Below are 19,608 nucleotides of genomic sequence, written 5' to 3'. Positions count from 1 at the left end.
TCATGGTGCCCCGTGAGGAGCCCCTTCCCGTTTGACCGGGAAGGACATCAGACTAGTCGAGACTGGTCTTAATGGTTTTCTTCGTGCGCCATCGACAGGTAAACGATGGTCAGCATCATGAAGATGAACGCCTGCAGGGTGATGATCAGGATGTGGAACACAGCCCACGCCCACTGCAGGACAACACCCAGGCCGCTCAGCCAGAGCAGGCCGCTGCCGAACATCACAGCGATCAGGATGAACACCAGCTCGCCGGCATACATGTTGCCGAACAGACGCAGAGCCAGAGAGATCGGTTTGGCGATCAGGGTCACGAATTCCAGCAGGAAGTTCACCGGGATCAGCAGAGCCTGAACGAAGATGTTCTTGCTGCCGAACGGGTGCAGGGTCAGCTCGCCGATGAAGCCGCCGAGGCCCTTGACCTTGATGCTATAGAAAATGATCAGTGCGAAAACCGAGAACGCCATGCCCAGGGTCGCGTTCGGGTCGGTAGTCGACACGGCGCGGAACGGGATGTGGTGATCGCCGGAGATCAGGATGGCCAGCTGAGGAATCCAGTCGACCGGTACCAGATCGACGGCGTTCATCAGAAACACCCAGACGAAGATGGTCAGTGCCAGCGGTGCGATCACCGGGCTACGGCCATGGAAGCTGTCTTTCACGCTGCCATCGACGAATTCGACCAGGACTTCAACGAAGTTCTGCAGTGCACCCGGCTGACCGGAAGTCGCCTTCTTGGCCGCCATGCGGAAAAGAAGAACGAAGATCAGACCCAGCGCGACCGACCAGCCGAGAGTATCGACGTGGAAAGCCCAGAAGCCCATTTCCTTGGCTTCTGCTGCGGTGTGGGCAAAGCCCCAGCCGCCGTTGGGTAGCTGACCGAAGGTCAGGTTCTGCAAGTGGTGCTGGATATAGCCCGAAGCGGTTGTTTCTGCCATGGTTGCCTCAAACGCCCTAAGGTCTCGAAAGTCTTGTTCTCATCAGCAGGGGAGCGAACCAGCTGACCGACTGAGTCAGCACGAAGGCGCCGAATACAGCGATCGGCGCCAGTGGCTTCACACCTGCAAACACCAGTGCAAACAGCACTGCCGTCAAAATCAGTTTGCCTGCCTCGCCGGCATAGAAAGACCGGACGATGGACTGGGCTGCTCGGGCGCCGGAAAACCGAAATGCCTTGTGAGCGAAATAAACATTGGGCAGCAAGGCTATCAGGCCTCCGCAAAGTCCCGAGTATCCGGCAACGACTCCGTGCCATTGCCAGAGCGCCAAAGCGCCAATGAGCAAAATGACAAATTGAGCCATCAACACCGGAAAAACCGCCAGGCGATGGAACGGCAGGCGGTTTGGCTTGCGGGTTTCCATCACTATTGCTCTCCAATGGTCGGCTGCCGAAATTCAATAACTTGGCATAATTTGTGCCGACAAAATGCGCGCAGAGTATAGGGGCGGTTCTGCCCCTATTCAACTGTCAGGTAGTGATTTCCGACTGCGCGCTACAAGAGGAATTGTTTCAGCGGATGTGTGCGAGCACACCTTGAAGCTCGTCGAGGGAGTTGTAACCGATCACCAACTGACCCTTTCCCTTCTTGCCGTGGCGGATCTGCACCGCAGAGCCTAGGCGCTCGGCCAGACGCTGTTCGAGGCGGGCGATATCCGGGTCAGGTTTGGCAGGCTCTACCGGCTCCGGTTTGCCACTCAACCATTGGCGAACCAGTGCCTCAGTTTGGCGCACGGTGAGACCGCGTGCGACAACATGTCGCGCCCCTTCCACCTGCTGATTGTCCGGCAGACCGAGCAATGCACGGGCATGACCCATCTCCAGGTCGCCGTGGGACAACATGGTCTTGATCACTTCCGGCAGCGCAATCAGGCGCAACAGGTTGGCCACGGTGACGCGGGACTTACCCACAGCCTCGGCAACCTGTTGTTGAGTAAGCTGGAATTCCTGCTGCAGGCGCTGCAGGGCCACCGCTTCTTCAATCGGGTTCAGGTCTTCGCGCTGGATGTTCTCGATCAGCGCAATGGCGATCGCCGTTTCATCCGGCACGTCGCGGACCATCGCAGGAATGGTTTCCTGGCCGGCCTGCTGACTGGCGCGCCAGCGACGTTCGCCGGCAATGATTTCAAAACGACCACCACCAATCGGGCGAACCACGATCGGCTGCATTACGCCCTGGGCCTTGATCGACTGCGCCAGCTCTTCCAGCGCCTGCGGATCCATGTCCCGGCGTGGCTGATACTTGCCGCGCTGCAGCAGGTCCAGCGGCAGGTGCTGCAACTCACGGCTGTCGGCCTGCGCCGCTTGTTCTTCCAGCGAGCTGACAGTCGGACCGCTCAGCAGTGCATCCAGTCCTCGTCCGAGACCTCGTTTCTTGACGGCCATGGGGATTCCTTAAGTTGGCTGAGCGGCGGCGATGCGTGAATTTTTGCGCTGACGGCGAACCATCTCGCCCGCCAGGGCCAGATAGGCCAGCGCGCCACGCGATTGCTTGTCGTAGGCCAGCGCCGGCATGCCGTAGCTCGGGGCTTCAGCCAGACGGATGTTGCGCGGGATCACCGTGTCGTACAGCTGATCGCCAAAGTGTTCCTTGAGCTGGGCCGAGACGTCGTTCATCAGACTCAGGCGCGGGTCGTACATGGTCCGCAGCAGGCCTTCGACTTTCAGGTTCGGGTTCAGCAGTTCGGCGATGCGCTTGATGTTATCCACAAGGTCGCTCAGACCTTCGAGCGCAAAGTACTCGCACTGCATGGGGATAATGACCCCGTCAGCGGCGACGAGTGCGTTCAGTGTGAGCATCGACAGCGACGGCGGGCAGTCGATCAGGATGTAATCGTAGTTTTCACGAATCGGCGCCAGCGCGCTGCGCAGACGGCTTTCCTTCATCTGCATTTCCAGCAACACCACTTCGGCCGCCGTCAGGTCGCGGTTGGCCGGGAGCAGTTGATAACCGCCGTGTTCCGAATAATGCATGGCCTGGGCCAGATCGCATTCGCCGATCAGGAGGTCGTAGACCGAGTTTTCCAGGCCATGTTTATCCACACCGCTACCCATGGTGGCGTTGCCCTGTGGATCAAGATCGATCAACAGCACCCGGCGCTTGGTCGCGACCAGGGATGCTGCGAGGTTGATACAGGTGGTGGTCTTGCCCACACCACCCTTCTGGTTCGCTATCGCGAATACCTTAGCCATTCTTGCTTGTGTTCCCAATCATGCCGTGCGGCGCAGTATCAGCAGATGGCGTTGGCCTTGGCAACCGGGTACGGCCAGGGCGTGTTCGCTATCGAGTTTGAAGTCTGCCGGCAATGCTACCAGCTCATCGGCCGGATGAACGCCCTTCATTGCCAGCCAGCGCGTATCGGCGTCGCCGAGGTGGCGAGTCCAGTTGGTGAAGTTCTCCATGCTGCTGAACGCCCGGGAAATGATCCCGTTGAACGGCTGTGCAGGCTGAAACGCTTCGACGCGACTGTGGATAACTTGCAGGTTATCCAGTTTGAGTTCGAGTTTGACCTGGGTCAGGAAGCGGGTTTTCTTGCCGTTGCTGTCCAGGCAGGTCACTTGCGAGTCTGGATACAGGATCGCCAGAGGGATCCCTGGCATGCCGCCGCCGCTGCCGACATCCAGCCAGCGGCCGTTTTCGATGAACGACATCACGCTGAGGCTATCGAGCAAGTGACGGGACACCATTTCGTCCGGATCGCGAACGGCGGTCAGGTTGTAGGCCTGGTTCCATTTGATCAACAGGGCCAGATAACCCAGCAGCAATTCGTGCTGGGTTTCAGTGAGATTGACACCGAGCGTGCGGGCTCCTGTGGATAACTCTTCGGCGTGTTGCGAGGTGACCTTAGAACTCAAGCGCTTTGCTCCAACTGACGGCCCGCGCCGCGTTTTTTCAAGTGAATCATCAACAGCGAAATCGCTGCCGGGGTCACGCCGGGGATCCGCGAAGCCTGGCCAAGCGTCTCGGGACGCGTGGCGCCCAGCTTGCTCTGGATCTCCTTGGAGAGACCGGAAATGTTGGTGTAATCGATATCCACAGGCAGTTTCGTGTCTTCGCTGGCGCGCAGACGGGCGATTTCGTCCTGTTGACGGTCGATGTAACCGGCGTATTTGGTCTTGATCTCGACCTGTTCGGCCACCTGTGGATCTTCGGCGCCCAGTCCGGTCACTTCGACCAGACCAGCGTAGTCGATTTCCGGACGGCTCAAGAGATTGAGCAAGTTGTATTCGTGAGTCAGCGGCGTGCCGAACTTCTCGGCAATCGCATCGCCCTGCTGAGTGCCCGGGCGAACCCAGGTGCTTTTCAGGCGCTGCTCTTCGAGTTCGATGCTTTCACGTTTCTTGCAGAACGCCGCCCAGCGCGCATCATCGACCAGACCCAGTTCGCGACCTTTTTCGGTCAGACGCAGGTCCGCATTGTCCTCACGCAGGATCAGGCGGTACTCGGCGCGGGAAGTGAACATGCGGTACGGCTCTTGGGTACCGAGGGTGATCAGGTCGTCGACCAATACCCCGATGTACGCTTCATCGCGACGCGGGCACCAGGCTTCTTTGCCTTTCGCACGCAGTGCAGCGTTCGCGCCAGCCAGCAACCCCTGAGCACCGGCTTCTTCGTAACCGGTGGTGCCGTTGATCTGGCCAGCGAAGAACAGACCGCCGATGACTTTGGTTTCCAGGCTGTACTTCAGGTCGCGCGGATCGAAGTAGTCGTACTCGATCGCATAACCCGGACGCACGATGTGTGCGTTTTCCATGCCGCGGATCGATTGCACGATCTGCAATTGCACGTCGAACGGCAGGCTTGTGGATATCCCGTTCGGATACAACTCATGGGTGGTCAGGCCTTCCGGCTCGATGAACACCTGATGGCTTTCCTTGTCGGCAAAGCGGTGGATCTTGTCTTCGATCGACGGGCAATAACGCGGGCCGATGCCTTCGATTTCGCCTGCAGCGGAATACATCGGCGAACGGTCGAGGTTCGCGGCAATGATTTCGTGGGTGCGCGCGTTGGTGTGGGTGATCCAGCAACTGACTTGCCGTGGATGCTGTTCCTTGTTGCCCATGAACGACATCACCGGGATCGGCGTATCGCCTGGTTGCTCGGTCATCACCGAGAAATCCACAGACTTGCCGTCGATACGCGGTGGCGTACCGGTTTTCAGGCGACCTACGCGCAGCGGCAGTTCGCGCAGACGATGCGCCAGGGCGATCGACGGTGGATCTCCGGCACGACCGCCGGAAAAATTCTGCAAACCGATGTGGATAAGTCCGCCCAGGAACGTACCGGTGGTCAACACCACGGAATCCGCGAAGAAACGCAGACCCATTTGGGTGACAACACCGCGTACTTGTTCCTGCTCGACGATCAGGTCGTCAGCGGCTTGTTGAAATATCCACAGGTTCGGCTGGTTTTCCAGAATTTCGCGGACAGCGGCCTTGTAAAGAATACGGTCGGCTTGCGCACGGGTTGCACGTACGGCCGGGCCTTTGCGGCTGTTCAATACGCGAAACTGGATACCGCCCAGATCGGTGGCCATGGCCATCGCGCCGCCGAGGGCATCGATTTCCTTGACCAGATGGCTTTTGCCAATGCCGCCGATGGCCGGGTTGCAGCTCATGGCACCGAGGGTTTCCACGTTGTGCGTCAGCAAAAGGGTTTTTGCACCCATACGTGCTGAGGCCAGTGCTGCCTCGGTACCGGCATGACCGCCGCCGATGACGATCACTTCAAAACGGGAAGGGAAATCCACCACGCACCTCGTGCCTGCTTAAGTAGGTCATTCAGGAATAGTTTGAGATCAGGTTTCTGGACCTGGTCGGCAAGTATAGGGACTTCGCCCTTCCTAAAGAACCCTTTGCACAAAATTTAACCAGCTGTGGATAACTCGCGATTAAAAGAATAAAAAAGAGAGAAATTTATAAAACCTTTGTTTTAAAGCTTATTCTTACTGCCCATGCTTTCTGTGGATAGATTTCTACAGACCTTTATTTTCAACGTGTACAGAGATTAAAAACCCTGTGTCCATGTGACCATGAGGCCCTTGGATAACCGGTGTAAGCCTGTGGATGAATGAGATGGTTATCCACAGCGGCAGTTATGTTCAGTTTTCAGGCCCTGTTATCAACTGCCCTTAGCGGCAGTTATTCACAGGGCTTAATCCACAGAAATCGGATGAATGAAGGAATCGCGGACACGGAAAATCTACTCAGGAATAGAAATCTGTCCGGCACTGGAGGAAGGAAATACGAGGGAGGGAGAACAGACAGGTCGCGAACGGACCTGTCTGTGGACAACGGAAGGGTTATTTACCGATGCAGAAGCTGGAAAAGATTCGTCCCAGCAAATCATCTGAACTGAAGGCGCCGGTGATTTCCCCAAGAGACTGTTGGGCCTGACGCAGGTCTTCGGCCAGCAGCTCACCAGCACCCGCCAACGTCAGTTGGGCACGTCCATGTTCCAGGGCATCACTGGCATGACGCAGGGCTTCCAGGTGCCGGCGGCGTGCGCTGAAGCTGCTTTCCGATGTTTGTTCGTAGCCCATGCAAGCCTTGAGGTGATCACGCAGCAGATCCAGACCCTCTCCCGCAGATTTGGCGCTCAGGCTGATCGTCACATGGCCATCGTCACTGACTTCCAAGGCAATGGGCTCACCCGTGAGATCGGCCTTGTTACGGATCAATGTAACCTTCGCCGGATCCGGTCGGGTTTCGAGGAATTCCGGCCACAGGGCGAACGGATCAGCGGCCTCAGGCGCCGTGGCATCGACGACCAGCAGTACTCGATCAGCCTCGCCGATGGCTTTCAACGCTCGTTCAACGCCGATCTTTTCCACATGATCATCGGTATCACGCAGACCTGCGGTATCCACGACATGCAGCGGCATGCCATCGATGTGGATATGTTCACGCAGGATATCCCGAGTGGTACCGGCGATTTCGGTCACGATCGCGGCTTCACGGCCGGCCAGTGCATTCAGCAGACTGGATTTGCCGGCATTCGGACGACCGGCAATCACCACGGTCATGCCGTCACGCAGCAACGCACCCTGCCCGGCTTCGCGCAATACGGTGGATAACTCGTTACGAACCTTGTCGAGCATGCTCAGGACATGGCCATCGGCGAGGAAGTCGATTTCTTCTTCCGGGAAGTCGATGGCAGCCTCGACATAAATCCGCAAACCGATCAGCTGTTCGGTGAGGTTATGCACACGTTGGGAAAATGCACCTTGCAACGAACGCAGAGCGTTTCTCGCGGCCTGTGCAGAACTGGCTTCGATCAGGTCGGCAATGGCCTCGGCCTGGGCCAGGTCGAGTTTTTCATTAAGGAATGCTCTTTCGCTGAACTCACCGGGCCGCGCGAGACGGCAGCCCAATTCCAGACAACGCTTGAGCAACATGTCGAGGACGATCGGACCACCGTGGCCCTGCAGTTCCAGTACGTCTTCGCCAGTGAACGAGTTCGGCCCGGGGAAATACAGCGCCAGGCCTTCATCCAGCACCTGTTGATTGTCACTGAAGAACGGGCCGTAGTGGGCAAACCGCGGTTTCAGCTCGCGGCCGCTGATGGCTTTGGCCGCAACACTGGCCAGCGGCCCGGAAATTCGAACGATGCCCACGCCGCCACGGCCCTGGGCGGTGGCGACAGCTGCGATGGTTTCACGAGGTGCGCTCATAAACCGGTATCCAGAACAAAAATGGCAGATAGCAAAACGCCCCACTAGGGGGGCGTTTTGAGTGGTGTTATCCACAGAGTAAGTTACGCCTCGGCTTTTTTCGTCGCCGCTTCGATCTTACGCGTGATGTACCACTGTTGGGCAATCGACAGGCAGTTGTTCACAACCCAGTACAGCACCAGACCTGCCGGGAACCACAGGAAGAAGAAGGTGAAGATGATTGGCATCATTTTCATCACCTTGGCCTGCATCGGATCCGGAGGTGTAGGGTTCAGACGCTGCTGGATGAACATGGTCGCGCCCATGATGATCGGCAGGATGAAGAACGGATCCTTGATCGACAGGTCGGTAATCCACAGCATGAACGGCGCCTGGCGCATTTCCACGCTTTCCAGCAGAACCCAGTACAGGGAAAGGAAAACCGGCATCTGCACCAGGATCGGCAAGCAGCCGCCCAGCGGATTGATCTTCTCTTTCTTGTACAGCTCCATCATGGCTTGCGACATTTTCTGCCGGTCATCGCCATGTTGCTCTTTCAGTGCAGCCAGTTTCGGAGCCACGGCGCGCATGCGGGCCATCGACTTGTAGCTGGCGGCCGACAGAGGGAAGAAGATCCCTTTGATCAGCATGGTCAGGAAGATGATCGACCAGCCCCAGTTGCCGACGATGCTGTGGATATGTTGCAGCAGCCAGAAGATTGGCTGGGCAATGAACCACAGAATGCCGTAGTCGACGGTCAATTCCAGACCAGGGGACAACTCTTTCAGCACCGCCTGGCTTTTCGGACCGGCGTACAGAACAGCGCTGGTTTCGACTTTCGCACCCGGTGCAGCGGTCAGCGAAGGACCGGTGTAACCGATGATGTAGTTGCCTTTGCTGTCTTTACGGGTCTGGACGATGTTGTTTTCGCCCTTCGGAGCAACCCATGCAGTCACGAAGTAGTGTTGCAGCCAGGCTACCCAGCCACCGGTGACGGTTTCCTTGAGCTGAGCCTTGTCCATGTCCTTCATGGACACTTTCTTGTATGGCTCGGAACTTGTCCACAGGGCGGCGCCCAGGTAGGTCGCGGTACCGGTAGCAGTCGTGGAAGAAGGATCGGCGCTGGCGTCGCGTTTCAGCTGGGCGAACATCGAACCGGACCAAGGCTGAGCGCTCTGGTTGTCGATCAGATAGGTCACGGTCACGTCATACAGGCCACGTTTCAGAGTGAAACGCTTGATGTAATTGACGCCGTCCTTGCTGAATTTCAGGTCGACGATCAGTTGGTCCTGACCGTCAGCCAGTTGATAAGTCTTCTTCTCCGAAGAGTAGATCGGGCGACCGGCCGGGTTTGCATCCGGACCGTTGGTGCCAATCAGACCGCTCTGTGCCAGATAGGTACGTTCGCCACCGTTGTCGAACAGCTGGAACGGAACGTCCGGACGATCCTGACGACGTGGATACAGCGGCAAGGTCAACTGAGCAACATCACCACCTTGTGGATCGATCGACAGATCGAGCACGTCGGTCTTGATCTGGATCAGATCCTTGCTGGCGGCGACCGGCGTTTCGGCAGGTGCGCTGGTATCGCTTGCGGCACGCGGAATATCGTCACTGGCGGGGGCGTTATTGCCAGTGGCGGTGTCCGGCAAACCGGATGTAGTCGTACTGGAAGCAACATTCTGAGTCGGCAGGGCAGCCTGGCCGTAGTCCTGGTTCCATTTAAGGACCATGACGTAGGACACGATTGCCAGGGCGACGATCAGGATCGTGCGTTTGATATCCATGATTACTCGGCCATCGAAGAAGAACGGGAGGTAGGGATAGGTGGAACCGGGTCATAACCACCGGAATTCCACGGATGACAGCGACCTAAACGACGAAAGGTCAGCCAGCCACCGCGCAGAAGGCCATGATTTTCGATGGCTTCATACGCGTAGCAAGAACAACTGGGGTAGAAACGACAGTGACTGGCCATCAGGGGACTAATGGCATAGCGATAAAACTGGATCGGAACGAGTGCCAGTTTACGCATCTGGACTGTCTACCCCTACAGTTTCGGTTTTGACTGCTGGTACCGGCTTGTTGCGTGCCAGACGCTTCCAGAGTTTGCCGAAATGCTGAATCAATTCGGGGTTTTCTACGTCACCCAAACCTTTGCGCGCGACGATAACAATGTCCCAGCCGACCAGTGAATCCTGGTGCAGGCGAAACGATTCGCGCATCAGACGTTTGAGGCGATTGCGCTCGACGGAGAGCTTGACGCTCTTTTTCCCGATAACCAGCCCGAGACGGGGGTGATCGAGATCGTTGTTGCGCGCAAGGAGCAGGAGATTTTTCCCCGGAACCTTGCCGGTAGGGGAGTCAAAGACTGCCTTGAAATGCCGGGGAGTAAGCAGACGCTTTTCCCGACTGAAGTCCTGACTCACCTCCAGTGCCGGATTATCAAACTGCCAGACGTGCGCGGCCTTTGGCGCGACGACGCGACAGTACGGCACGACCGTTCTTGGTAGCCATGCGAGCACGGAAACCGTGGGTACGAGCGCGTTTGATAGTGCTTGGTTGGAAAGTACGTTTCATGTCGTGTTACCTGGTTCGTCCACAACGGGCCGGAATGGCCCCCGTTTTAAGAGACCGGGGATTCTAGAGAAAGCAAGCCAATAGGTCAATTTCCAACCAACGTTTCCTTATAAATAGATCTTCGGAGCTGCCGGGACCTGATTACCCGGTTTGCCAAAGATAAAAATAAAGAAGGGAATTATTTAAAGCTTTTCTGTAAAGCTTGTAAAAGCTAGGAACGCCACTGTCTGTGGATAACTTGCTCAAGGCCTTGTTTCAAGCGATGTACAGAGAATGACAACTACAGTGGAAAACCGTGTTCAGCCTGTGCTGCGCTGTCGGATAACCTGTGTGTGGAAAGGGTTGTTATCCACAGGCTGGTTATCCACCGACTTTCGCGCCCAGTTGTCCAGTGTGCTCAGATAGGGTTATCCACAGAGCTTATACACACACCGTCGGTCGCCTTTTTCTCGTTTAACGCATTGATAAATCATGTCCACCGGGCAACCTGCATGTGGATAAGTGGACGACTGGCCGCTACAATGGCCGCTTGTTTTTGCCTCACCGGCTTTCAACTTAGGGGATATCCGTGTCAGTGGAACTTTGGCAGCAGTGCGTGGAGCTTTTGCGCGAAGAGCTGCCTGCCCAACAATTCAACACCTGGATCCGTCCACTACAGGTCGAAGCCGAAGGCGACGAGTTGCGCGTCTACGCACCGAACCGTTTTGTTCTGGACTGGGTCAACGAAAAGTACCTGGGGCGCGTCCTTGAACTGCTGGATGAGCACGGCAACGGTCTGGCACCGTCGCTCTCCTTGTTAATAGGCAGCAAACGCAGTTCGGCACCGCGTGCCGCACCGAATGCGCCATTGGCTGCTGCGCAAGTGTCCCAGGCTCAGGCCAACGCGGCGCCGGCCAGCGCACCAGCGCCAGCCCATACGCCTGCACCGACCAAGCGTTCGACGCAGAAAACCGAAGAAATCAGTGAAGAACCGTCCCGTGACAGCTTCGATCCGATGGCTGGTGCCGCTTCGCAACAGGCGCCGGTTCGCGCCGAACAGCGCACCGTGCAGGTCGAAGGCGCGCTCAAGCACACCAGCTACCTCAACCGCACCTTCACCTTCGAAAACTTCGTCGAAGGTAAATCCAACCAGCTCGCTCGTGCGGCGGCCTGGCAAGTGGCAGACAACCCGAAGCACGGCTACAACCCGCTCTTCCTTTATGGAGGCGTAGGTCTTGGTAAGACTCACTTGATGCACGCGGTGGGTAACCACCTATTAAAGAAGAACCCGAATGCCAAGGTCGTGTACTTGCATTCCGAGCGTTTCGTGGCTGACATGGTCAAGGCGCTGCAACTGAACGCGATCAACGAGTTCAAGCGTTTCTACCGTTCGGTGGACGCTCTGCTGATCGACGACATTCAGTTCTTCGCCCGCAAGGAACGTTCCCAGGAAGAGTTTTTCCACACCTTCAACGCCCTGCTTGAAGGTGGCCAGCAGGTCATTCTCACCAGTGACCGCTACCCGAAAGAAATCGAAGGCCTTGAAGAGCGCCTCAAATCCCGCTTCGGCTGGGGCCTGACGGTTGCCGTCGAGCCGCCGGAGCTGGAAACCCGCGTAGCGATCTTGATGAAGAAGGCCGACCAGGCCAAAGTCGAGTTGCCACACGATGCGGCGTTCTTCATTGCCCAGCGCATTCGCTCCAACGTCCGTGAGCTGGAAGGCGCGCTGAAACGCGTGATCGCCCACTCGCACTTCATGGGCCGCGACATCACCATCGAGTTGATTCGCGAATCCCTGAAAGACCTCTTGGCGCTGCAGGACAAACTGGTCTCTGTGGATAACATTCAGCGCACAGTCGCCGAGTACTACAAGATCAAGATCTCCGACTTGCTGTCCAAACGCCGCTCGCGTTCGGTCGCTCGTCCGCGTCAGGTGGCCATGGCATTGTCCAAGGAACTGACCAACCACAGCCTGCCGGAAATCGGCGATGTGTTTGGCGGCCGCGACCACACGACCGTGTTGCACGCCTGCCGCAAGATCAACGAACTTAAGGAATCCGACGCGGACATCCGCGAGGACTACAAGAACCTGCTGCGTACACTGACCACTTGATGAACACCAGCGCAGCTTATTAAGGCAAGGGACTAGACCATGCATTTCACCATTCAACGCGAAGCCCTGTTGAAACCCCTGCAACTGGTCGCAGGCGTCGTCGAGCGCCGACAGACCTTGCCGGTACTGTCCAACGTGCTGCTGGTTGTCGATGGCCAACAACTGTCGCTGACCGGTACCGACCTGGAAGTCGAGCTGGTCGGTCGCGTGCAACTCGAGGAGCCGGCTGAAACAGGTTCCATCACCGTGCCGGCGCGCAAGCTGATGGACATCTGCAAGAGCCTGCCGAACGATGCGCTGATCGACATCAAGGTCGACGAGCAGAAGCTGGTGGTGAAAGCCGGCCGTAGCCGCTTCACCCTCTCGACGCTGCCGGCCAACGACTTCCCGACTGTGGAAGAAGGCCCGGGGTCGCTGACTACCAGTCTGGAACAGAGCAAGCTGCGTCGCCTGATCGAACGCACCAGTTTCGCCATGGCCCAGCAGGACGTGCGTTACTACCTCAACGGCATGTTGCTGGAAGTGTCGACCGGTGTGATCCGTGCCGTGGCTACCGACGGTCACCGTCTGGCCATGTGCTCGATGCAGGCCGACATCGGCCAGCAGGATCGCCACCAGGTGATCGTGCCGCGCAAAGGTATTCTCGAACTGGCACGTCTGCTCACCGAGCCGGACGGCAACGTCAGCATCGTCCTGGGCCAGCACCACATCCGTGCGACCACCGGCGAATTCACCTTCACCTCGAAACTGGTCGACGGCAAGTTCCCGGACTACGAGCGCGTTCTGCCAAAAGGTGGCGACAAGCTGGTACTGGGCGATCGTCAGGCGCTGCGTGAAGCGTTCAGCCGTACCGCGATTCTGTCCAACGAGAAGTACCGCGGTATCCGTCTGCAACTGGCCAGCGGTCAGTTGAAGATCCAGGCCAACAACCCGGAGCAGGAAGAAGCGGAAGAAGAAGTAGGCGTGGAATACAACGGCGGCTCCCTGGAAATCGGCTTCAACGTCAGCTATCTGCTGGACGTGCTGGGCGTGATGACCACCGAGCAGGTTCGTCTGATCCTGTCCGACTCCAACAGCAGTGCGCTGGTGCAAGAGTCCGACAATGACGATTCGGCTTACGTTGTCATGCCGATGCGTCTGTAATCAGCTGATTCTGGATGTCGCTAAGTCGCGTCTCGGTCACCGCGGTGCGCAATCTGCACCCGGTGACCTTCTCCCCCTCCCCCCGAATCAACATTCTTTACGGCGCCAACGGCAGCGGCAAAACCAGTGTTCTGGAAGCCATTCACCTGCTGGGGCTTGCCCGTTCGTTTCGTAGCACGCGGTTGTTGCCGGTCATCCAGTACGAGCAACTCGCCTGCACCGTGTTCGGTCAGGTTGAACTTGCCGAGGGTGGCCATAGTGCATTGGGGATATCCCGCGATCGTCAGGGCGAGTTCCAGATTCGCATTGACGGTCAGAATGCACGCAGTGCGGCACAACTGGCGGAGATCCTGCCTCTGCAGTTGATCAACCCCGATAGCTTTCGCCTGCTGGAGGGGGCGCCGAAGATTCGCCGGCAGTTCCTCGACTGGGGCGTGTTCCACGTTGAACCGCGGTTCATGGCCACCTGGCAGCGTTTGCAGAAGGCCTTGCGCCAGAGAAACTCCTGGCTGCGGCATGGTACACTTGACGCCGTTTCGCAAGCGGTTTGGGACAGGGAACTGTGCCAGGCCAGCGCTGAAATCGATGAATACCGCCGCGCTTACATCAAAGCCTTGAAACCAGTCTTTGAACAAACCTTGAGCGAACTGGTTGAGCTCGAAGGTTTGACGCTCAGCTATTACCGAGGCTGGGACAAAGACCGGGAATTGAGCGCTGTACTCGCCGGATCCGTGCAACGGGACCAGCAGATGGGTCATACCCAGGCTGGGCCACAACGGGCTGACTTGCGTCTTAGATTGGGCGCACACAACGCCGCGGACATCTTGTCCCGGGGGCAGCAGAAGTTGGTGGTCTGTGCATTGCGGATTGCCCAGGGGCATCTGGTGAGCCAGGCCCGACGCGGCCAGTGTATTTATCTGGTGGATGACTTGCCGTCCGAACTGGACGAGAGCCACCGTCGCGCGCTGTGCCGTTTGCTGGAAGACTTACGCTGCCAGGTTTTTATCACCTGTGTAGATCACGAATTATTGAGGGAAGGCTGGCAGACGGAAACGCCAGTCGCTCTGTTCCACGTGGAACAGGGCCGTATCACCCAGACCCACGACCATCGGGAGTGAAGGCATTGAGCGAAGAAAATACGTACGACTCATCGAGCATTAAAGTGCTGAAAGGCCTGGATGCCGTGCGCAAACGTCCCGGTATGTACATTGGTGACACCGACGATGGCAGCGGTCTGCACCACATGGTGTTCGAGGTGGTCGACAACTCGATCGACGAAGCCCTCGCCGGCCACTGCGACGACATCAGCATCATCATCCACCCGGATGAGTCCATCACCGTTAAAGACAACGGTCGTGGCATCCCGGTAGACGTGCACAAAGAGGAAGGCGTTTCCGCCGCCGAGGTCATCATGACCGTCCTCCACGCCGGCGGTAAGTTTGACGACAACTCCTACAAGGTATCCGGTGGTCTGCACGGTGTAGGTGTTTCGGTCGTGAACGCGCTGTCTGAAGAACTGGTCCTGACCGTGCGCCGCAGCGGCAAGATCTGGGAACAGACCTACGTCCACGGCGTGCCTCAGGCACCGATGGCGATCGTTGGCGACAGCGAAACCACTGGCACCCAGATTCACTTCAAGGCTTCCAGCGAAACCTTCAAGAACATTCACTTCAGCTGGGATATCCTGGCCAAGCGCATTCGTGAACTGTCTTTCCTCAACTCCGGTGTAGGCATCGTCCTCAAGGACGAGCGCAGCGGCAAGGAAGAACTGTTCAAGTACGAAGGCGGCCTGCGTGCGTTCGTTGAATACCTGAACACCAACAAGACTGCGGTCAACCAGGTGTTCCACTTCAACATCCAGCGTGAAGACGGCATCGGCGTGGAAATCGCCCTGCAGTGGAACGACAGCTTCAACGAGAACCTGTTGTGCTTCACCAACAACATTCCGCAGCGCGACGGTGGCACTCACCTGGTGGGCTTCCGCTCGGCACTGACGCGTAACCTGAACAACTACATCGAGCAGGAAGGCCTGGCGAAGAAGCACAAAGTCGCCACCACCGGTGACGATGCCCGTGAAGGCCTGACCGCGATCATCTCGGTGAAGGTGCCGGATCCGAAGTTCAGCTCCCAGACCAAAGACAAGCTGGTTTCTTCCGAAGTGAAGACCGCGGTCGAACAGGAAATGGGCAAGTACTTCTCCGACTTCCTGCTGGAAAACCCGAACGAAGCCAAACTGGTCGTCGGCAAGATGATCGACGCTGCTCGTGCCCGTGAAGCAGCGCGCAAGGCCCGTGAGATGACCCGCCGCAAAGGCGCGCTGGACATCGCCGGCCTGCCGGGCAAGCTCGCTGACTGCCAGGAAAAAGACCCGGCGCTGTCCGAACTGTACCTCGTGGAAGGTGACTCCGCGGGCGGCTCTGCCAAGCAGGGACGTAACCGCAAGACCCAGGCCATCCTGCCGCTGAAGGGCAAGATCCTCAACGTCGAGAAAGCCCGTTTCGACAAGATGATCTCGTCCCAGGAAGTGGGCACCCTGATCACCGCGCTGGGCTGCGGTATCGGTCGCGAAGAGTACAACATCGACAAGCTGCGCTATCACAACATCATCATCATGACCGATGCTGACGTCGACGGTTCGCACATCCGTACCCTGCTGCTGACCTTCTTCTTCCGTCAGTTGCCTGAGCTGATCGAGCGTGGCTACATCTACATCGCCCAGCCGCCGCTGTACAAGGTCAAGAAAGGCAAGCAAGAGCAATACATCAAAGACGACGACGCCATGGAAGAGTACATGACGCAGTCGGCCCTGGAAGATGCGAGCCTGCACCTGAACGAAGACGCCCCGGGCATTTCCGGCGAAGCGCTGGAACGTCTGGTGAACGACTTCCGCATGGTGATGAAGACCCTCAAGCGTCTGTCGCGCCTGTACCCGCAGGAGCTGACCGAGCACTTCATCTACCTGCCGGCCGTCAGCCTGGAAATGCTCGGCGACCACGCGAAGATGCAGGACTGGCTGGCCCAGTACGAAGTCCGTCTGCGCACCGTCGAGAAGTCGGGCCTGGTCTACAAGGCCAGCCTGCGTGAAGATCGTGAACGTGGCGTTTGGCTGCCAGAGGTCGAACTGATCTCCCACGGTCTGTCGAACTATGTCACCTTTAACCGCGACTTCTTCGGCAGCAACGACTACAAGACCGTCGTCACCCTCGGCGCTCAACTGAGCACCCTTCTTGATGAAGGCGCATACATCCAGCGTGGCGAGCGTAAAAAAGCGGTCACTGAGTTCAAGGAAGCCCTGGACTGGCTGATGGCCGAAAGCACCAAGCGCCACACCATTCAGCGATACAAAGGTCTGGGCGAAATGAACCCGGATCAGCTGTGGGAAACCACCATGGACCCAAGCGTGCGCCGCATGCTGAAAGTCACCATCGAAGACGCCATTGGCGCAGACCAGATCTTCAACACCCTGATGGGTGATGCGGTCGAACCTCGCCGTGACTTCATCGAGAGCAACGCTCTGGCGGTGTCCAACCTGGATTTCTGATCCTGGTCAGCACCAACGAAAAGGCCAACGCACCAGCGTTGGCCTTTTTTATTGCCTGCGATTCACTCGCCTGCCGCCACACTCTCCAAACGATACCCATACCCATAAATCGTCAGTAACTGCCAACCCCGATCCGCCGTCAGCCCGAGCTTGTTGCGCAGGCGATAGATATGCGTGTCCAGCGGTCGCGACGTGGACATTTCTTCGTGGGGCCAGAATCGTTCGTACAGGTAATCCCGTGAAAGCGGTCGGCCAAGATTGCTGAACAGGCAGTGAGCGAGTCGATACTCGCGCTCGGTCATGACAATCGGTTTCCCGTCGCGGGTGACAGTCAGCTCGGCGTCGTCGAACACCAGGTCATTGAAACGCAGGACGTCGGCCGCGGCGTTACGTTGCAGGCTGTGCCGACGCAGTACCGCTGCAACCCGGGCTTTCAATTCATTGGGCCGAAACGGCTTGCTGACGTAATCGTCGGCCCCGGCATTCAGGGCCTGGACGATATCGCTCTCACCATCGCGGCTGGTCAGCATGATGGCCGCTGGCGGCGCTTCCATGTGTTCGCGGGTCCAGCGCAGCAGCGCCAGGCCGGTCAGGTCGGGCAATTGCCAGTCGAGGATCAGCAGGTCGAAGGTTTCTCGACGCAACTGACGCAGCAGGTCTTCACCGCTTTCGAAGCTGTGCAGTGACCAGGGCTGTCCTCCGGCCTCGGCCATTTGTTGCAGGGTCTGCTCGACCCGGCGCAGTTCGGCGGGTTCATCGTCCAGTATCGCAACGCGCATACGCGGTGGTTCCTTGTCGCTCGGGTGGTGTGCCGACCGGATCGGCTCACTCCATGCAGTGAAAGTAAGCGGCACGCCTTGGAGTGAGCCGCTATGATTCTTCGGGTCTACGTCCTCAGACCGGCCGCCTATGAAACCATTCAACCTGCCCTGCCCTGTTTCCCATGAATAACCAGCGCCGACACGAAAGCCGCGTACCCAGCCAGGTTCAGCGGTTGTTCCGGCAACTGGTGCGCGAGTGGGTGTGGATAAGTCTAGTGCTGTTGCCGCTGACTGCACTGCTTTCCTGGCGTGCGCAGATCAATTTGCATGACCCGGTGCCGTTGATGGGCGCAGGACTTTCGGTAGCCATGGTTGCGTGCGTACTTGGGTTGCTGCTGTGGCGCCCGCGACTGGCGTTATGGCTGACATTGGGCGGGATTGCCTGCGTGCTGCTGACCAGTGCAGGCCTGGCTGAAACGCGGCGTTGGTGGTCACCCACGCCTGCGGCGCTGGGCATGCTGTTCGGCTATCTGATCTGGAACTGGCGTCGCTTGAGTGTGGTGCTCACCTACTTCGGCTGGGAGTTGGCGCGGCTGGACAGTGAACCGAAAGTCTTTCCCGAACGACGTCGGGCGCAGTTTCCCAGCGCCGACCGCTTGCAGGGGCAGATCATGGCGCTTGAGCAAGCCATGAGCCGAACCCGCGATACCCGCCGATTCATTGCCGACGGGCTGGAATATCTGCCGGTCGCAACGCTGATCAGCGATCCTCGAGGACAGGTCCTGTTGGGCAATCGCAAGGCCCGGAACCTGTTCGATCACACTCTGGTGGGCGAGGATGTGCTCGATCAACTGGCGAGCCTGGGCTATCCGGAGTTGTCCACAGAGCCGCGCCCGCCACTATCCGAGCTGCCTCTGCTGGAGTTTCGTGACCACAAGGAACGTAGCCTGCGTCTGGAACGCGCCGCGTTGTTGCCAGTGGATGGCGACATACCGATTGGCTGGCTGCTGAGTCTCACTGACCTGAGCGCCGAACGCGCCGCCGAGGAACAGCGTGGCGTGCTGTTGCGCTTTCTGTCCCACGACCTGCGCGCTCCTCATTCGGCGATTCTTGCCCTGCTCGAGGTACACCGGCATCAGATGGGAACGGATTCACCGCTGTTCGAACAGATTGAGCGCCAGGTACGTCGGGCGCTGGAACTCACCGACGGCTTCGTTCTGTTGGCCCGGGCCGAGTCCGAGGCCTATCAGTTTCAACCGAGCCTGTTCGGGATGCTGGTCATGGACGTGCTGGATCAGGCGTTGCCGATCGCTCAGCAAAAGCTCATCGAGCTCTCGAGCGACATGGACGAACAATCACACGAGCGCCTGATCATGGCCGATCAGGGCTTGCTGACCCGCGCGCTGTTCAACCTGCTGGAAAATGCAATCAAGTACAGCCCGGCCGGTTCAACCGTCGATCTGCGTGTCAGCTGCCACGACGACTGGCTGCGTTGTGAACTGATTGATCAAGGCAAAGGCATCGCTGCAGAGGAACTGCCCGATCTGTTCAGCCAGTACCGGCGCTTTTCTTCTGCACAAGGTATCGACGGCGTGGGCCTGGGGTTGTCGATGGTCAAAGCCGTGGTCGATCACCATGGTGGCCGGATCGAATGCGTGAGCGTGGTTGATCGAGGCACGACGTTCCGTCTGGAGCTGCCGCTGATCGCTGAAGAGCAGGCATAAAAAAACCGGCTATATCAGCCGGTTTCCTTACTTCCGAAAAAAACTTATGCACCTTTTACGGTGTTTTATCAGATTCGGAAATATATAAATAAATCAGTCACTTAGTTTGATGATTCG

At 57.9% G+C, this 19,608-nt stretch carries 17 protein-coding genes; 5 read left to right on the top strand and 12 right to left on the bottom strand.

The features are described from left to right. Positions 1 to 68 precede the first annotated feature (68 nt). From atpB to rpmH, 11 genes are all read right to left on the bottom strand, one after another. Positions 69 to 938, bottom strand: a complete 870-nt coding sequence (gene atpB, locus QRN46_RS02835; protein WP_007954148.1) for a F0F1 ATP synthase subunit A — start codon at positions 936 to 938, stop codon at positions 69 to 71. Positions 939 to 954: 16 nt separating this feature from the next. Further along, the gene (locus QRN46_RS02830) at positions 955 to 1,362 is read right to left on the bottom strand and encodes a F0F1 ATP synthase subunit I (RefSeq protein ID WP_201819687.1); all 408 of its coding nucleotides are present in this window, start codon (positions 1,360 to 1,362) and stop codon (positions 955 to 957) included. 148 nt (positions 1,363 to 1,510) lie between these two features. Continuing rightward, on the bottom strand, positions 1,511 to 2,383 hold the full coding sequence (locus tag QRN46_RS02825; protein WP_011336720.1) for a ParB/RepB/Spo0J family partition protein: 873 nt from the start codon (positions 2,381 to 2,383) through the stop codon (positions 1,511 to 1,513). A gap of 9 nt (positions 2,384 to 2,392) precedes the next feature. Further along, positions 2,393 to 3,190, bottom strand: a complete 798-nt coding sequence (locus QRN46_RS02820) for a ParA family protein (protein ID WP_007954142.1) — start codon at positions 3,188 to 3,190, stop codon at positions 2,393 to 2,395. An 18-nt stretch (positions 3,191 to 3,208) separates the two neighbouring features. Then, complete coding sequence (rsmG, locus tag QRN46_RS02815; RefSeq protein WP_201819684.1) at positions 3,209 to 3,853, bottom strand: 16S rRNA (guanine(527)-N(7))-methyltransferase RsmG; 645 nt, start codon at positions 3,851 to 3,853, stop codon at positions 3,209 to 3,211. Then, positions 3,850 to 5,748 carry a tRNA uridine-5-carboxymethylaminomethyl(34) synthesis enzyme MnmG gene (mnmG, locus tag QRN46_RS02810; protein ID WP_011336722.1) on the bottom strand — a complete coding sequence of 633 codons (1,899 nt, stop codon included), beginning with the start codon at positions 5,746 to 5,748 and terminating at the stop codon, positions 3,850 to 3,852. The genes rsmG and mnmG overlap by 4 nt, the downstream gene beginning before the upstream one ends. Before the next feature lie 552 nt (positions 5,749 to 6,300). Beyond that, positions 6,301 to 7,671 (bottom strand): tRNA uridine-5-carboxymethylaminomethyl(34) synthesis GTPase MnmE, encoded by a 1,371-nt coding sequence (gene mnmE, locus QRN46_RS02805; protein WP_221615835.1) that lies wholly within the window; start codon positions 7,669 to 7,671, stop codon positions 6,301 to 6,303. Between the two features lie 83 nt (positions 7,672 to 7,754). After that, the gene (gene yidC / locus QRN46_RS02800) at positions 7,755 to 9,437 is read right to left on the bottom strand and encodes a membrane protein insertase YidC (protein ID WP_285354251.1); all 1,683 of its coding nucleotides are present in this window, start codon (positions 9,435 to 9,437) and stop codon (positions 7,755 to 7,757) included. A gap of 2 nt (positions 9,438 to 9,439) precedes the next feature. Beyond that, entirely contained in the window at positions 9,440 to 9,685 is a 246-nt protein-coding gene (gene yidD / locus QRN46_RS02795; RefSeq protein WP_221615836.1) for a membrane protein insertion efficiency factor YidD, read from the bottom strand. Beyond that, positions 9,678 to 10,079 carry a ribonuclease P protein component gene (rnpA, locus tag QRN46_RS02790; RefSeq protein ID WP_011336726.1) on the bottom strand — a complete coding sequence of 134 codons (402 nt, stop codon included), beginning with the start codon at positions 10,077 to 10,079 and terminating at the stop codon, positions 9,678 to 9,680. The genes yidD and rnpA overlap by 8 nt, the downstream gene beginning before the upstream one ends. Before the next feature lie 16 nt (positions 10,080 to 10,095). Continuing rightward, positions 10,096 to 10,230, bottom strand: coding sequence for a 50S ribosomal protein L34 (rpmH, locus tag QRN46_RS02785; protein WP_003213577.1), 135 nt, complete (start codon positions 10,228 to 10,230; stop codon positions 10,096 to 10,098). 568 nt (positions 10,231 to 10,798) lie between these two features. Between rpmH and dnaA the strand changes: the two genes are divergently transcribed. From dnaA to gyrB, 4 genes are read left to right on the top strand one after another with little or no spacing between them, the layout of a single operon-like run. After that, positions 10,799 to 12,322: a chromosomal replication initiator protein DnaA gene (gene dnaA / locus QRN46_RS02780; protein WP_221615837.1), complete on the top strand. Its 1,524-nt coding sequence runs from the start codon at positions 10,799 to 10,801 to the stop codon at positions 12,320 to 12,322. Between the two features lie 39 nt (positions 12,323 to 12,361). Next, positions 12,362 to 13,465: a DNA polymerase III subunit beta gene (dnaN, locus tag QRN46_RS02775; protein ID WP_011331733.1), complete on the top strand. Its 1,104-nt coding sequence runs from the start codon at positions 12,362 to 12,364 to the stop codon at positions 13,463 to 13,465. 14 nt (positions 13,466 to 13,479) lie between these two features. Then, positions 13,480 to 14,583, top strand: a complete 1,104-nt coding sequence (recF, locus tag QRN46_RS02770) for a DNA replication/repair protein RecF (protein ID WP_003220208.1) — start codon at positions 13,480 to 13,482, stop codon at positions 14,581 to 14,583. 5 nt (positions 14,584 to 14,588) lie between these two features. Beyond that, the gene (gyrB, locus tag QRN46_RS02765; protein WP_011331734.1) at positions 14,589 to 17,006 is read left to right on the top strand and encodes a DNA topoisomerase (ATP-hydrolyzing) subunit B; all 2,418 of its coding nucleotides are present in this window, start codon (positions 14,589 to 14,591) and stop codon (positions 17,004 to 17,006) included. Positions 17,007 to 17,068: 62 nt separating this feature from the next. Here gyrB and QRN46_RS02760 read toward each other — a convergent pair whose 3' ends face one another. After that, entirely contained in the window at positions 17,069 to 17,785 is a 717-nt protein-coding gene (locus tag QRN46_RS02760) for a response regulator transcription factor (protein ID WP_011331735.1), read from the bottom strand. A gap of 164 nt (positions 17,786 to 17,949) precedes the next feature. Here QRN46_RS02760 and QRN46_RS02755 point away from each other — a divergent pair, with 164 nt between their 5' ends. Continuing rightward, positions 17,950 to 19,491, top strand: coding sequence for a sensor histidine kinase (locus QRN46_RS02755; RefSeq protein WP_285354250.1), 1,542 nt, complete (start codon positions 17,950 to 17,952; stop codon positions 19,489 to 19,491). The last annotated feature ends 117 nt before the right edge of the window (positions 19,492 to 19,608 follow it).

The sequence above is a fragment of the Pseudomonas sp. lyk4-R2A-10 genome, from assembly GCF_030209075.1.
Lineage (GTDB): Bacteria > Pseudomonadota > Gammaproteobacteria > Pseudomonadales > Pseudomonadaceae > Aquipseudomonas > Aquipseudomonas glycinae.
This window is presented reverse-complemented; position numbering and strand designations above follow the sequence as displayed.